Source organism: Vibrio sp. M260121 (genome assembly GCF_036533715.1).
GTDB lineage: Bacteria > Pseudomonadota > Gammaproteobacteria > Enterobacterales > Vibrionaceae > Vibrio.
The window spans coordinates 74,404-90,212 of record NZ_JATABF010000006.1; the positions used below are offsets into that span (position 1 = coordinate 74,404).

Consider the following 15,809-nt stretch of genomic DNA (forward strand, 5'->3'; position numbering starts at 1 on the left):
TTAGCCAGAGCAACAAAACCGATAAATTTTGCGGGGTGATAATAACAGTAGCCAACGTTTTGAACACGATTTTTACGTCAACCTGAGAGAACAAAAACGGACTCCATTAAGAGCCCGTTTATTAATCATTAAGATGTAGTGAGAGTGCTAGCTGTTCGCGTCAGGTTGGTTCTCTGGCATGGCATCAATAAACGCAGGCAGTTGATTACATGCTTCTACAATCGAGCTAATCACTGGATAAGGAGTCATATCCACTCCAAAACGTAACGCGTTGTACACTTGAGGCACTAAACAAATATCAACAACAGAGGGAGAGTCAGTCACACTATAGATACAGTTTCCATGTTGTTGTCGATGCTGGTTTAGCTTCTCTTCTAACGCAGTAAAGCCTTGGTTAACCCAATGATGAATCCACTCGACTTTCGCCTCTTGGTCACACGACAGCTGCCCTTCTAGGTACTGCAACACGCGCAAGTTATTGAGTGGGTGGACCTCCATCGCGATATCCTGAGCCATAGCCAAAGCTTGGTAACGAAGTGGCGATGGTTCTGGAACCACTGGAACTTGCGGATACTGATCATCAAGATACTGAATGATGGCAAGAGATTGGTTGAGTTGAATATCACCATCCACCAGGACTGGCACAAGCTCAGAGGCGTTTAACTCATGGTATTCCGCGCTATGCTGCTCGCCGCCATTACGTACCAAATGAACCGATTTGGACTCATAGTTCAGCTCTTTTAAGTTCAAACAAATGCGCACTCGATAAGCCGCCGAGGAGCGCCAATAACCATAAAGGGTGATGTTATCGCTCATACTTCCCTTGCCCCTCACTCTCAGTGTTTTAGGTATTGGCTGACTTGCTGATCAATCGCGCCAAAGATCGAGTTGCCATCTGCGTCAAACATCTCAAGCTTGATAGAGTCACCAAACGACATAAAACTCGTCGACGGTTTACCATCACGAATGGTTTCAATCATGCGCACTTCTGCAATACACGAATAACCTACGCCACCCTCCTCGATAGAGGTACCGTGCTCAGTGCCCTGTTTGTTCGATACTGTGCCCGAGCCAATGATTGCGCCCGCAGAAAGTGGGCGGGTTTTGCTGGCATGGACAATCAAATCAGCGAAATCAAACGTCATATCTACGCCTGCATTCGGACAACCAAATGGCGCATTGTTGTAGGTTGAAACCAAAGGCAAATGAACTTTGTTTTCATACCATGCTTCACCCAGTTCATCTGGCGTTACTGCAACAGGAGAAAACGCCGACGACGGTTTTGATTGGAAGAAACCAAAGCCTTTCGCCAGCTCCGTCGGAATCAAACCACGCAACGATACATCGTTAACTAGCATGATAAGACGAATTGAATCTTGTGCTTCTGCAATGCTTGCTCCCATCGGCACGTCACCGGTGATCACGGCAACTTCACCTTCGAAGTCAATGCCCCACTCGTCGCTGGCAAATTCGATGTTGTCGCAAGGACCAATAAATGCGTCAGAACCACCTTGATACATCAAAGGATCGGTCCAGAAGCTTTCTGGCATTTCCGCACCACGCGCTTTACGCACTAGTTCGACGTGATTGACGTAAGCACTGCCATCCGCCCATTGATAGGCGCGAGGCAATGGTGATGCTAGATAGTGGGATTCAAACTCTTCACTTCCTGAAACCGAACCATTGTTTAGCGCGTTATAAAGCTCTTCCAGTTGTGGAGCGACTTTGTCCCAGTTATCCAATGCCACTTGCATGGTTGGAGCGAGATGCATCGCGTGGAAAATTTCGGTTGCCGGAACACATTGTGTCAGGTCTTTGCTCACGACCATCAACAGACCATCGCGAGTGCCATTTTTCTTGGTTGCTAATTTCATCCTTGCCCCTTACTTCTCTTGCCAGCTATAGACGTATTCTTTGTTTTCAACCTTATCGAGCTCGTCAGAGAACTCGAGTGCGTGGCGCGTATCAATCATCACTGCCACTTCATCAGTAAACTTCTTCTTATATTCCTGACCCGCTTTGAACGCTTTCGGATGAGGGCCGTGAGTAAAGCCTGCTGGGTGGAAAGTCACCATGCCAGCTTCTATGTTGTCACGGCTGAAGAAATCCCCTGCGTGATAGAACAAGACTTCGTCATAATCGTCATTGTTATGATAGAACGGCACCTTCAGTGCGCCAGGGTCGCTCTCGATTGGACGTGGCACAAACGTACACACCACAAATCCAGCACCAACAAATGTAGTGTGGGCAGAAGGTGGTAAGTGATAGCGATGCGACATCAAAGGTCGAATATCACGCCAGTTCACTTTCACCACTGCCAAGTCACCGTGCCAGCCAATCGCATCAAGCGGGTTGAATGGGTAAGTAATCACGCTGACTTTGTCATGGCGCTTCACATGAACTTGAGTTTGATCTTCTGAGTATTGCGCACGGAACTCATCGTTAATGGAAGGCGTTTCCAGAACGGCTGGGTCGAATACAGCGTGATTGCCCACCATGCCTTTTTCTGGCAAAGAATAAGCAGCATCGGTGTTTTCAATCATCAGAACAAACATTGGCTCGCTTGGTTCTAATCGCCAACTGGTCGAGCGTGGGATCATCACGTAATCACCTTCGCTCACTTTGAGATGACCATAGTCGCAATAAAGGTCTGCTGTACCGTGATGGATGAACAGCAGCTCATCGCCATCGGCGTTACGCACCAAGAAGTCCATCTTCTCGTCCATACGCCATACACGGATCTTACAGTTGACGTTGTGTAGAAGATGCGGCACTGCCCAAGGCGAAATCTGACTCGCCGTTTCGACTAGGTTGAAATCGAACGCGCGCGGGCGTAAATCGCCTTCCCACTCCAACCAACCTGTCGGTGCGTGTTTATGATGAAAGTGTGCCGCAGGACCGAAGAAACCACTTCGACCTGCTTCACGTTCGTAAATTGCCTCTTCCGGGAAATCAGCATGTGCTTGCTTGGAGCACACTCCCTCCCGATGAGGGAATGTGATCCATTTATGCATCGCTTAGTACTCCTCGACGGATTTGGTCTTCTTCAATCGATTCAAACAAAGCTTTGAAGTTACCCTCACCAAAGCCTTCGTTGCCTTTACGTTGAATGATTTCAAAGAACACAGGACCAATTACGGTCTGGGTGAAGATTTGCAATAAGATGCCGTCTTTGGTTGGCGCGCCATCAATGAGGACTTGCAGATCACGCAGTTTGCTGACGTCTTCCCCGTGTCCTTTTACGCGCTCGTCGACTTTCTCGTAGTACGTATCCGGTGTTGGCATAAAGTCCATACCACGATCACGCAGTGTTTGAACGGTTTGGTAGATATCATCGGTTGTCATCGCGATGTGCTGAATACCTTCTCCGTTGTATTCACGGATGAACTCTTCAATCTGCGATTTGTCATCAGAGGACTCATTGATTGGAATGCGGATCTTGCCACAAGGGGCGGTCATTGCACGGCTAACAAGCCCTGTCAACTTACCTTCAATGTCAAAGTAACGAATCTCGCGGAAGTTACCAATGCGCTCGTAGAATCCAGACCACACATCCATGTTGCCTTGCTTCACGTTGTGGGTCAGATGGTCGATTTCGTACATACCAACGTCTGCTTTCGCTAAGCGCTCTTCTGCATCATCGTAGAAACGGAAGTCGACATCATAAATGCTTTGTTTGCCATAACGGTCAACGAAGTAAAGAAGACTCTCACCGATACCGTAAATTGCCGGAATGCTCAGCTCCATCGGACCGATTTCTGTTTTGTACTCTTCACCGCCGTTATCCAGCGCCTGCTTGAGTGCTACGTTCGCGTCTTTCACACGAAAAGCCATGCCACAAACTGAAGGGCCATGAACTTTAGCGAAGCCTTCTGCCTGGCTGTGCGGCTGAGCATTAACGATAAAGCTGATGTCACCTTGTCGGTACAGCCAAGCCTCTTTAGAACGGTGTTTTGCGATCTCTGCAAAACCCAACGAAACAAACAGCGCTTTCAGTTGTTCAATACCTTCGCTATCCGCCGCTGTGTATTCCACAAATTCGAATCCATCCGTGCCTAATGGGTTGTAGGTGTCCACCATGACTTTCTCCTTATGTCATTGTTGTGTTTGAACATGCGTTCTCGTTCGATATTTCTAACTTGGCGCAGGAGGAGAAAAATTGGAATACATGAGTGGAAATCTGGCTTTACGCAGTTTTAAACGGCAATTGTAAAATTTATGTTACACAAACTTTTATTATAGCAAACGTTTACGACAATCATACGGAAAGCGAGCTATATCAATGCATTATTATATTCCACATCAATTTACACACCACAGCAAGATGTAAACAACTTGTTACCATGGCGATTGTTTTGGGCAGTAACGCGCATTTATCATTCAAACAAGGTCCCGTTAAGGATATTTATATGGAATGCAAGACGATAAGTGTTAGTATCGTTTTTTTAACCACAACATTGGCAAATAGTTATGGCACGCCGAACTCACGCAGATACCCAAATTACGATCAACACCATTCTCGATGTCGCGACAGAGCAACTGATCACGCTTGGCTACGAGAAAATGTCTTACACAACGTTGAGCGAGCAATCGGGAATATCGAGGACGGGAATAAGCCACCACTTTGCAAAGAAAGCCGATATCCCTCGCGCTCTGCAAGGCAGACTGCTGAAAATGTTGGTGGATAAGCTCGACCTGTCTGGTAGCGAAGAGGCATTTGTCAGTAGCTGGAAGCAACATTTCGAAGATCCTGAATTCATGGCGATCTGGCGCTTGGCATTCTTGATGACCGTTTGCGAGCACCACACTCCTTACCTCAAAGACTTTCAAAACCAGGTAGAGGCAGTGGCTTCTTACAAGTTGCACAAAGATAGTCAACGCACGGTTGAGTGGTTGATTGGATTAACCGTGCTCAGCATTCATCGATACGAATAAAGTCAAATCAATAGTGAAGCCGAGTACCCTACTCGGCTTTTTCCTTTTTTGGGGTTTTGAATACATAAAAACAAAAGGTTATCGGTATTGAAATTAAAGCGACCGAACCCTTTGCAGAGTTCGGTCTATCCAGAAAGGCAGTGCGAAAGGACATGAATAAACAGAGATTGTATTAATCCACATTCGTGATATTGCTTCAATAAATAGAGGGTAAATTACAATCAGCTCTACACATATGCTGCTAACTTTTCATCAATTTCATAAATGGTACGATTAACATCTTATTCTGTTTGAAACATACCCAACTAAGTGATTAACACATTATCCAGCTGAAAATTCATTCATCTGAGCACGTTAAGTTATCGATTTAGAACAAAAACCCTAATTGATACTACTCATAGTTCTATGATTTTGATGGGCAAATATAAAATAATCGTCCCCCTTCTTGCCCATTTTCTAATTAACAGATCGCTTAGTATTTACTTTCACAGAGAAAATTAGTCTCCTCAGTCGATACTATTTATTAACAACTTCAACTTCACAATAATAAGTTCGCGATTTAGGGCACTAACCATAATTTCACCAAATAAAGCAATAAAATCTCCGGAATAATTTATGTTTAGCGATTTTCTAAAACAACTTAGAATCGACATGAAGCTATCTCAAAGAGAGCTCACAGAAAAACTAAACCTAGCAGACGAAGCTCTAGCTAATCTCGACAATGTGACACTTAGTCGATGGGAAACTGGGAAAACAACACCAAGCCTAGTTAAGCAAATTAAAATCTTAAGAACACTCACAAACGATCTGCGTGAGTACCTTTTATCGGCCGAGAATCAAATTGAAGCACGAATATTATCTGGTGTTGCATATTATCGCTACCAAAAACCTTCTTCGATATTAAGTTCATCATCTTATAATCCTTACCCAAATATAGAGAAAGAACACGTTACGCTTGAGCCCTTAATGACACATCCACAGGATGAAACATTAATTAAGCTAAACAACTTCTTTCATAGTCTCGATATTGACAATTTTCCAATGTTTGATGTAGATCTTTATCAATATCAACAAGAAAACAAAGTTCGTAGCATCAGATTAATCGACAATCGCAATGGTGAACTATTAGGCCATTCAGTATCAATGTTGTGCGATATTGATCAAATCCGCGACTATTACAACTCCCCAGCATTGCCAATACCCATGGAGCTTGCAACTCCATATTCTGAGACTTCAGAGATGGCTATTTTTAACCTCACAAAACATTCTTGTTATGAAGCTGTTTTCTGGCTGAACATCGCTGCACTTGCAGCTTACCTCGTCTCCCGACTAAACATTAAAGATATGTATGTGTATGCAATAGATAAAGGCACCGCTGACTACTTCGAAAAACTGGGAGCAGAGCGGGTATCTTATGACACACCAACGGAGGTGGGCATTGTAAAAATTGGGGAGCTTACATTTAAGCATTGCTTATATCGTATAGACACCGCTGTATGGCTATCTAGGCCAGATACCATTGAGCTTATTGAGCAGTATCCAGATCTTCCTCTATTGTAGCCTCAGCATCTAAGCTGTGAGGTAGGCTACAAATGCCATCAATTAAAGGTCAGAATAATGTCAGGCAGAGGTGTTTTTTGATTCAAGACAGTTTTCACATGGATTAGCTGTGTAATAAGAGGTGTTCTGTTCCCTTTCGGGCTCGCACTCTATACCACTGCGGTCTCGACCAAGAAAGAAAGAGACATCCAAATGACACAAATTAATCAAGAACGTCTAGTTGAACATTTCTGCCAACTGGTTCGCATCGACAGCGAATCTATGAATGAAAAACAAATTGCAGAAACTCTGGCTGAGCAACTGGGCGAACTAGGCTTTACGGTTCACAAGCTTCCTGTACCAGAACACATTTCTAACGGCTTTAACGTGTACGCACGTCTAGAAGGTAAGAAAGAAGGCTCTATCCTAATGAGCTGCCACATGGATACAGTAACGCCTGGCATCGGCATTGAGCCGATCATCGAAGATGGCATTATTCGCTCTAAAGGCAATACGATCCTTGGTGGTGATGACAAATCAGGCATCGCAGCGATCATGGAAGCGGTTCGCTGCATCCAAGCTGAAAACCTAGAGCACAAAACGCTAGAGCTTGCTTTCACTGTGCATGAAGAAGGCGGTTTGTTCGGCTCTGAGTACTTCGACATGACGCACGTAACGTCTAACGAAGCGATCGTACTGGACACAGGCGGTCCTATCGGCACCATCGTGACTGCGGCACCTGGTCAGCAAAAAATCGTTGCGACAATCAAAGGCCGCCCTGCACACGCGGGTTTAGCACCTGAAGAAGGCATCAGCGCAATCATGGTAGCGGCAGATGCAATCAACCAGATGAAACTGCTTCGTATCGACGAAGAAACCACAGCAAACATCGGTATGGTAAACGGCGGTCAAGCGACAAACATCGTGATGCCAGAACTGAAGATCGTTGCTGAAGCACGCTCTCTAAACGGTGAGAAGCTAGAAGCGCAAGTGAACCACATGATCTCTACCTTTGAGTCAGTATGTGAAAAACACGGCGCAGAAGTTGAAATCGAATCAAGCCGCGCGTACGACGCTTTTGTTATCGAAGAAGACAATGCTCACGTATCAGCAATCAAAGCGGCATTCGCTGACATGGGCATCGATGCATTCACAAAAGGCACTGGTGGCGGTAGCGACGCAAACAACTTCAACAAGAAAGGTCTAACAACAGTAAACCTTTCTACTGGTATGGCGAAAGTACACACCACTGAAGAATTCATTGCCGTTGACGACATGGTGAAAATCACTGAGTTCGTTAAGCACTTCCTAGTGAAATAATCTAGAGAATAGAGCGCAACTTACGCTGAATGTGAAACGCTAATGCAGATCCCCTTCTTGCTTCGTGCATGAAGGGGATTTTTCGTTTCTATCCGCTTTATTCTCCTCACTCTCTTCATTCTCTTTGACCTGCCTTCTTGGCTGATAACCTGACTGTGCCAAATCGGTATAAATTCATGGATTGAAATTCTATTGGCTCACTTTTTGAGACCAAAAAGCTCAGCTTTCAACACCCTGTTACAGGTATGTTAAAACTCGATTGTCTGAACAATTTATACAATATACATTCAACTCACCTTCAAGGATGAATCGAGTGAGGAAAGGATGAAACTACCCAAGCTACTTTTGTTGGCATCTATGATGAGCCCAATGTTTGCCGCTCCGACTTACGCCGTGCCGTACCCATCGGGCGTGACACTCGCCGAAGCACAAGAGATCACGCTTAATAACGGTGCAGAAGTGACGTCTATCGATCCAGCGAAGCAAGCAGCTGAGCCCGCATTTAACCTTGGTCGAGACTTGTTCGAAGGGTTAACCATTCAAGACAAACAAGGAAAAACCATTCCCGGCGTTGCGAAATCTTGGTCGGTGAACGACAACAATACGGTCTACACCTTTCAGCTTCGTGATGCAAAATGGTCGAATGGTGACAATGTCACTGCACAAGACTTTGTCTACAGTTGGCAGCGCCTACTCGACCCCAATACGGCTTCCCCTTACGCTTGGTTTGCCGCGATTCCAAACATCCAAAACTCACAAGCGATTATGAAAGGCGAAGCAACACCGCAAACACTTGGCGTAAAAGCACTGGACGAAAAAACCTTCCAAGTGACGCTTGAAAAGCCAATTCCATTTTTTATCAAGCTGCTTAGTCATCCGGTTCTTGCTCCGGTGCATCAAGCCACAGTTGAAAAATACGGCAGCAACTGGACGCAACCAAAACACATTGTTACTAATGGCGCGTTTACCGTTTCTGAGTGGAAGGTAAACGAAAAAATGGTGATGGTGAAAAATCCATATTATTGGGACGCAAGCAACGTCGTGTTGGATAAAATCACGTGGCTGCCGATTGGTGATGCCAATGTTGTGCTCAATCGCTATTTAGCGGGGGAAATAGACCAAGTGATGTCGATTCCTTCTGCGCAAAAGAAAAAGCTGATCACCAAGCTGCCACAAGAAGTCGCAGACACCAGTGCGTCACTTGGCTCGACGTTTTATTACCTCAACACCCAGCAGGGGCCAACCAAAGACCTGCGTGTTCGACAAGCCCTATCCTATGCCATTGATCGCAAGATCTTAACCGACGCAATTTTAAGAAACGGAGGTATCCCAATGTTTACCTTGGTGCCGCCACAAACCGATGGCTTTCAATCACACACCCCAGAATACGCGACATGGACAACAAATCAGCGTATCGACAAAGCCAAACGCTTATTGGCACAAGCTGGTTATAACAAAGCGAATCCACTCAAACTCACTTTCACTGTTCCTACCTTCTCTAAAGACGTGAAAATGGCAACAGCAATGGCAGGCATGTGGAAAAGCCGCTTAGGCGCGCAAATCACCATTAAACAACTCGAGCCTAAAGTGTTCTACGCATTAAAAGAGCCAACTGAAATCACTCGTGGCGGCTGGACCGCAGACTACAACGAAGCTTCAACATGGCTCGATATCTTCGTCTCCAATGGCGAGTACAACGATTCACGCTACAACAACCCCAAATATGATGAGTTGATGTCGCGTTCTAAAACCATGAATGATCCCTCAAAGCTGTATCTACAAGCAGAAAGCATGCTGATTGAAGATATGGCGATTATCCCGGTTTACCGTCCAGGCAACGATCAATATTTGATCAAGCCTTATGTTGGTGGCTACGAGCGTACTAACCCCGAGTCCTCGTACTACCGCAAGAATGTCTATGTGAAAGTCCACTAATGGCATGCTTTCGGCCTGAGTCGGCTCGGTAACACGCACTGACATTGCGAGTACATGGCATATCGTGTCGAACTTCTCTTCTCTCGGTGATGAGCTCAGGCCAATTTTTTCTCTTTCTCGACGTGACGACATGTGACGTCGAATGACCAAAGGATGATGGATCATGATTTGGTACATTCTCAGACGATTAACCATCGCGATTCCGACGTTGTTGTTTATCGCTTTGGTCTCTTTTTGGTTGATGCATATCGCACCCGGCGGACCGTTTGACATGGAGCGTCCTATGCCGGAAGTTGTTCGCGCTAACATCGAAGCCAAATTTCACCTCGACGAACCATTTTTGGTTCAGTTCTGGATTTATATTACCAACTTCGCTCAAGGCGATTTAGGACCAAGCTTTGTCTATCAAGACTTTACGGTGACTCAGTTGGTCGCTCAATCTTGGCCTGTCTCTGCCCTACTTGGCGTTCTGTCTTTTTGTATCTCAGTGCCACTTGGCATGCTGCTCGGCACCATTGCTGCGTTAAAGCGCAATAGCCGCTTAGATTACGGGTTGATGACCCTTTCCATGACGGGTGTTGTTGTGCCTGCTTTTGTCCTCGCGCCAGTATTGGTGACGATATTTGCGATTCATTTAGGTTGGCTACCTGCCGGTGGTTGGGAAGGAGGACAGCTCGCTTTTCTCGTTCTACCAGTGCTAAGCCTTGCGATTGGCTCTATCGCCAGTATTGCTCGTGTTATGCGCGGTGCCATGATTGAAACACTGAATCAACCTTATATTCGTACTGCAAAAGCTAAAGGGTTATCAACCGCATACATCTTGTTCCACCATGCACTGCGACCGTCATTGATCCCCGTCGTCGCCATGCTGGGTCCAGCTTTTGTCTCGGTTGTCACAGGCTCGGTCATCATCGATATCTTTTTTGGTACTGGCGGTATGGGTCAACACTTTGTCTCCGGCGCACTGAATCGCGATTACGGCTTAGTCATGGGTATTACTCTCATCGTTGCTTCACTGACGATCTTTTTCAACCTTGTGGTCGACTTACTCTACACCGTTATCGACCCGCGTATCCGAGTTTAGGAGCCGAGCATGTTATCGATTAAAAAGCTGGATACTCAATCCTTACAAGACCGAGTTGTTGATAATATCGAAGCTGTAGAAGGCCGAAGTCTATGGCAAGACGCGTGGACTCGCTTTCGCAGAAATCGCGCGGCAATGACCTCCGTTTACGTGCTGGCGTTCATCATCTTGTGTATCACCTTTGGTCCTTCACTTGCTGCCTTTGGACATGATGAGATTGATTGGAACATCCTTGCTGACCCTTACGAGTTAGGGAAACCCTCTTTGAGCAGCGGGCACTATTTTGGTACCGACGACCTAGGACAAGACCTATTTGCCCGCACGATGCAAGGTGGTCGCCTGTCGATTTTGGTTGGCTTTGTTGGTGCCTTGGTTGCCGTTGTGATTGGCACCATTTGGGGCAGTATTTCCGGCTATCTAGGTGGCGTGGTAGACAGCGTAATGATGCGTATCATCGAAGTGCTCGACTCAGTGCCATTTATGTTCATGGTCATCCTGTTCGTAACCTTATTTGGCAACAACATCTATCTGATCTTTATCGTGATTGGCATGGTCTCATGGCTGGGTATTGCCCGAGTGGTAAGGGGCGTTACCTTCGGTATCAAAAAGCGCGAATTTATTGAAGCAGCACATTCCATTGGCGTATCTAAATTCACCATTGTGCGTCGTCATGTGCTGCCAAACGTGCTTGGGATCGTGATGGTCTATTCGTCCTTAATGGTGCCCGGCTTCATCATGTTTGAATCCTTCTTGAGCTTCTTAGGCTTAGGTGTTCAACCGCCAGACACCAGTTGGGGAATCTTGATTTCAGAAGGCGCAAAAACCATCGACGTGGCATTGTGGATGCTACTTTTCCCATCGCTATTTTTGGTCGCTACCCTGTTTTGTTTTAACTTCATCGGCGATGGCTTACGCGACGCCCTTGACCCGAAAGATCGATAAGGACTTCCCATGCTATCCATTGAAAACATGAACGTGCGCTTCGATACACCAGACGGACAAGTGCAAGCGGTCAGCAACCTCTCCTACGCGATTCAAGCGGGAGAAACGCTGGGTATCGTTGGCGAGTCCGGCTCAGGCAAAAGCCAATCGGTGTTTGCGCTAATGGGGCTAACAGCTGATAACGGGAACGTCTCGGGCGAAGCGCGTTTTCATGGCGAGAACTTACTCGCGATGTCGAAGAAACAACTAAACCGCATTCGCGCAGAGAAAATCGGCATGATCTTTCAAGATCCGATGACGTCTCTTAACCCGTTTATGAAGATTGGCAAACAACTCAGTGAAGTGCTGATGGTGCACAAAGGAATGAGCCGAAAACAAGCCATTGCAGAATCCATTCAGATGCTAGATGCAGTGCGGATTCCTTCTCCGGAAACGCGCATGAACCAATATCCACACGAGCTTTCTGGCGGCATGCGCCAACGTGTGATGATTGCCATGGCATTACTGTGTAAACCGGAACTACTTATTGCCGATGAGCCCACAACAGCACTCGACGTGACAGTACAAGCTCAAATCCTGACACTATTGCGTGAGTTACAACAAGAGTTCAACACCGCCATCTTGCTCATCACTCACGATATGGGCGTAGTCGCTGAAATGTGCGACCGAGTTTTAGTCATGTACGGCGGACAGAAAATGGAACAAGCCGATACGGACACCTTGTTCGCCCAACCCGCTCACCCGTATACCCAAGGGCTTCTAAAGGCGATCCCATCGATTACAGAAGATATGCCTCGCTTGCCAACCATTGCAGGTAACCCACCGAGCGCTCTGATCAATCACAAAGGCTGCCCGTTTAGAGATCGCTGTGACTATCGTGAGCCACGCTGCCAAACACAGACGCCTCGGTTTGCGCCCCTTAACGGACGCCAATCCATCGCCTGTCATGTCAAAGCGCAAGGCAGTATTTCTCTTATTCATCAATCGGCTTAAGGAAACGTTATGACCCAGCAAGAAGTGTTATTGTCTGCCCGCGACCTGAAAGTCCACTTTCCTGTGTCGCGCCATATCATTGCTAGTCGAAGAAAGATCGTCAAAGCGGTGAATGGCATTGACTTAGATGTGTACCGAGGTGAAACCCTTGGCATTGTCGGCGAATCCGGCTGCGGAAAGTCTACATTGGCGCGCGCCCTACTTCGTTTGGTTGAACCGACACACGGCGCCCTGACGTGGAAAGGTGAAGATATGCGTGGCTTTGGCAAAAACGCACTCGCCCTTCGTCGTCGCGAATTCCAGATGATATTTCAAGACCCATCAGCCAGCTTAAACCCGCGCTTAACCATTTCAGAATGCATTGCCGAACCACTACTAACGCACGAACCAAGGTTGAAACGCGCCGAAGCCGAAAAACGAGTCATCGCCATGATGGACAAAGTAGGACTGCTCGCAAGCCAGCGTAACCGCTATCCGCATGAGTTTTCTGGTGGTCAGTGTCAACGTGTCGGCATCGCACGTGCGTTGATTCTTAATCCCGACTTGGTGGTGTGTGATGAACCCGTGAGCGCACTTGATGTGTCCATTCAGGCGCAAGTGATCAATCTACTCGATGACCTCAAACAAGAGATGGGACTGACACTGGTAATGATTGCTCACGACCTCAGCGTGGTACGTCATATTAGTGATCGTGTAATGGTGATGTATCTGGGTAAGCCGATGGAAGTCGGACGTTACGACCAAGTATTTGATGATGCGCAGCACCCTTATACCAAAGCGCTGCTTTCTGCTGTGCCAATCGCCAATCCTCAATTAGCACGCAACCGCGAGATCCAATTGCTGCCCGGCGATCTCCCTTCCCCGCTCAGCCCTCCGAGCGGTTGCGTCTTTCGAACCCGATGTCCAGAAGCAACCCAACTCTGCGGGCAACAAAGCCCTGCAAAAATCGGCTCTGAGCAACATCATATCTATTGTTCAAACATGATTTCAGGAAGTCTTTCATGAATACAACAAACTCGGTAAATCAACGCCTTTCATCGCTGCGAGATGCGATGGCAACTTATAACGTTGCAGCTTATATCGTAACGAATAACGATCCTCACAATAGTGAATACTCTGCGGATCATTGGGCTGGTCGAACATGGATTTCTGGTTTTACCGGCTCGGCAGGTAACGTTGTTATCACTGCTCAAGGTGGTGGATTATGGACCGATGGTCGTTACTACATTCAAGCTGAAGAACAGCTTCATGGTACTGGACTCAACCTATTTAAAGCGCGTCAGCCAGAGACGCCAAGCATTCCAAAATGGTTAGCCAGCACGTTAGAAGCCAACAGTACCATCGCGGTAGATGGACGCTCTATCAGCTATGCATTTTACCAAGAACTCAAACAAGCGCTTGAGCCTAAAAACATTCAGATTATTCTCAATCTCGACTTACTGACACCAATCTGGCATGACCGCCCTAGCAGACCAACTCAGAAGATCTTTGAGCACCCTGTCGCCTTTGCCGGCATAGAGACCAGGCAAAAGCTGGCAGATATTCGCGCTTGGCTTGGCGACAACCGCGTTGACGGTTTGTTGATGTCAACGTTAGACGATGTAATGTGGACGCTAAATATTCGCGGTGCAGATACACCTTACTGCCCGGTATCTGAAGCGTATCTTGTGGTGGAACAAACGCGCGCGACCGCATTTATCGACAAAGCGAAGTTGCCCGTTGAGATAGAAAAGCAACTCAACGAACAAGGTGTCAGCGTTCGTCATTACGACTACGTGAGCCAATATTTGAATCAGCAATGTGAAGAGCTGTCTCTCGCGTTTAACCCAAGCTACACCGACAGTTTATTGGTCAGTGCAATTGAGCAAAACGTTTCACTAAAGCCAATGGCTTGCCCGGTCACCGACATGAAAGCCAGCAAAAACCCGACCGAGCTAGCCAATCTCGAACAATCATTGAAGGACGATGGTGTGGCAGTGGTCAGGTTCATGAGTTGGCTAGAAGACCAAGTCCCAAGTGGGCTTGTTACTGAATTGTCTGCTGAGGCACAGCTAAAAAGTTATCGCCGTCAAACTCGCCATTATGTGAGCGACAGTTTTCGCACCATCGCAGGCTTTGCTGCCCATGGTGCCAAAATGCACTACGCCGCCGATGAAGAAAGCAATGCCGTCGTCAACGAGACCAACTTCTTTCTTGTCGACTCTGGCGGTCAATACCTTGGCGGCACTACGGATATCACCCGTACTTTCCATTTCGGGTCACCGACCATTAAACAGCGCAAAGACTACACCTTAGTGCTCAAAGCGGTCATCCGACTGACTCAGACTCGATTTATGAAAGGCTCTACGGGTGCCAATCTCGATATCATGGCTCGCGGTGTGTTGTGGCAGCATGGTATCGATTATAAATGCGGCACGGGACATGGCGTTGGTATTTGCTTAAATGTTCATGAGGGTCCACAAAACTTTTCGCAAAGCCATCGCGAAGTGGAACTGAAACCAGGCATGGTGATCACCAACGAACCGGGCGTGTATCGCGAAGGGGAATACGGCGTTCGTATCGAGAACATCATGAAAGTCGTGGAAGTCGATCAGAATGAATTTGGCACGTTTTACGGTTTTGAGACCATTACCCTCGCCCCAATTGCCACCAGCATGCTCGATGTCACCTTACTTAGCCAAGACGAGGTGGATTGGTTAAATCACTATCACACCCAGGTTTACAAAGCGCTCAGCCCATCATTAGATGCGCATGACAAAACTTGGCTACAAGGTGCAACCCAGATGGTTGAAAAATAGCGTTTTCTTCATCTCCAATTTCATTTTCATTTCAAACTCTTGTTAATTTCAAATAACTTAGTTTGATTGCCAGTCCTCGGGCTGGCTTTTTTCATTTAAAGTCTAACTTATTATAAAATAAAGGCATTTTATTAATTTACTATATAAAGAACCCTATTTTGTATAGATAGATAAATACGAATTTGGACATAAGATATCAATTCGATTTCGTGATCAAATCAGAGATGGAAGCAGAGTCACAAGTCCGATTTATCCCACCTATT

13 protein-coding genes are annotated in these 15,809 nt (G+C 46.6%); 9 read left to right on the plus strand and 4 right to left on the minus strand.

Annotated elements, in window-relative coordinates; genetic code table 11:
* Positions 1-147: 147 nt before the first annotated feature.
* The 4 genes from maiA to hppD are packed head-to-tail and all read right to left on the minus strand — an operon-like array spanning position 148 to position 4,080.
* Positions 148-816: a maleylacetoacetate isomerase gene (gene maiA / locus QTO06_RS05685; RefSeq protein WP_331407121.1), complete on the minus strand. Its 669-nt coding sequence runs from the start codon at positions 814-816 to the stop codon at positions 148-150.
* 20 nt (positions 817-836) lie between these two features.
* Positions 837-1,874: a fumarylacetoacetate hydrolase family protein gene (locus QTO06_RS05690; RefSeq protein WP_331407122.1), complete on the minus strand. Its 1,038-nt coding sequence runs from the start codon at positions 1,872-1,874 to the stop codon at positions 837-839.
* Positions 1,875-1,883: 9 nt separating this feature from the next.
* Positions 1,884-3,014: a homogentisate 1,2-dioxygenase gene (locus QTO06_RS05695; RefSeq protein WP_331407123.1), complete on the minus strand. Its 1,131-nt coding sequence runs from the start codon at positions 3,012-3,014 to the stop codon at positions 1,884-1,886.
* Complete coding sequence (gene hppD / locus QTO06_RS05700; protein WP_005427851.1) at positions 3,007-4,080, minus strand: 4-hydroxyphenylpyruvate dioxygenase; 1,074 nt, start codon at positions 4,078-4,080, stop codon at positions 3,007-3,009. The genes QTO06_RS05695 and hppD overlap by 8 nt, the downstream gene beginning before the upstream one ends.
* 390 nt (positions 4,081-4,470) lie before the next feature.
* Between hppD and QTO06_RS05705 the strand changes: the two genes are divergently transcribed.
* The 9 genes from QTO06_RS05705 to QTO06_RS05745 all read left to right on the plus strand — a co-directional run bounded on the left by QTO06_RS05705 (position 4,471) and on the right by QTO06_RS05745 (position 15,546).
* Positions 4,471-4,935 (plus strand): TetR family transcriptional regulator, encoded by a 465-nt coding sequence (locus tag QTO06_RS05705; protein WP_122067675.1) that lies wholly within the window; start codon positions 4,471-4,473, stop codon positions 4,933-4,935.
* Positions 4,936-5,550: 615 nt separating this feature from the next.
* Entirely contained in the window at positions 5,551-6,495 is a 945-nt protein-coding gene (locus tag QTO06_RS05710) for a helix-turn-helix domain-containing protein (RefSeq protein WP_331407124.1), read from the plus strand.
* Positions 6,496-6,687: 192 nt separating this feature from the next.
* Positions 6,688-7,794, plus strand: coding sequence for a M20/M25/M40 family metallo-hydrolase (locus QTO06_RS05715; protein ID WP_005445476.1), 1,107 nt, complete (start codon positions 6,688-6,690; stop codon positions 7,792-7,794).
* A gap of 324 nt (positions 7,795-8,118) precedes the next feature.
* Positions 8,119-9,729: a peptide ABC transporter substrate-binding protein gene (locus QTO06_RS05720; protein ID WP_331407125.1), complete on the plus strand. Its 1,611-nt coding sequence runs from the start codon at positions 8,119-8,121 to the stop codon at positions 9,727-9,729.
* A 163-nt stretch (positions 9,730-9,892) separates the two neighbouring features.
* Positions 9,893-10,813, plus strand: a complete 921-nt coding sequence (gene oppB, locus QTO06_RS05725) for an oligopeptide ABC transporter permease OppB (protein WP_208445526.1) — start codon at positions 9,893-9,895, stop codon at positions 10,811-10,813.
* A gap of 9 nt (positions 10,814-10,822) precedes the next feature.
* Positions 10,823-11,755: an ABC transporter permease subunit gene (locus QTO06_RS05730; RefSeq protein WP_005439955.1), complete on the plus strand. Its 933-nt coding sequence runs from the start codon at positions 10,823-10,825 to the stop codon at positions 11,753-11,755.
* A 9-nt stretch (positions 11,756-11,764) separates the two neighbouring features.
* Complete coding sequence (locus QTO06_RS05735) at positions 11,765-12,748, plus strand: ABC transporter ATP-binding protein (RefSeq protein WP_005445480.1); 984 nt, start codon at positions 11,765-11,767, stop codon at positions 12,746-12,748.
* 9 nt (positions 12,749-12,757) lie between these two features.
* Positions 12,758-13,753, plus strand: a complete 996-nt coding sequence (locus QTO06_RS05740) for an ABC transporter ATP-binding protein (protein WP_331407126.1) — start codon at positions 12,758-12,760, stop codon at positions 13,751-13,753.
* On the plus strand, positions 13,750-15,546 hold the full coding sequence (locus QTO06_RS05745; RefSeq protein WP_331407127.1) for an aminopeptidase P family protein: 1,797 nt from the start codon (positions 13,750-13,752) through the stop codon (positions 15,544-15,546). Before QTO06_RS05740 ends, QTO06_RS05745 begins: the two co-directional genes overlap by 4 nt.
* Positions 15,547-15,809 lie beyond the last annotated feature (263 nt).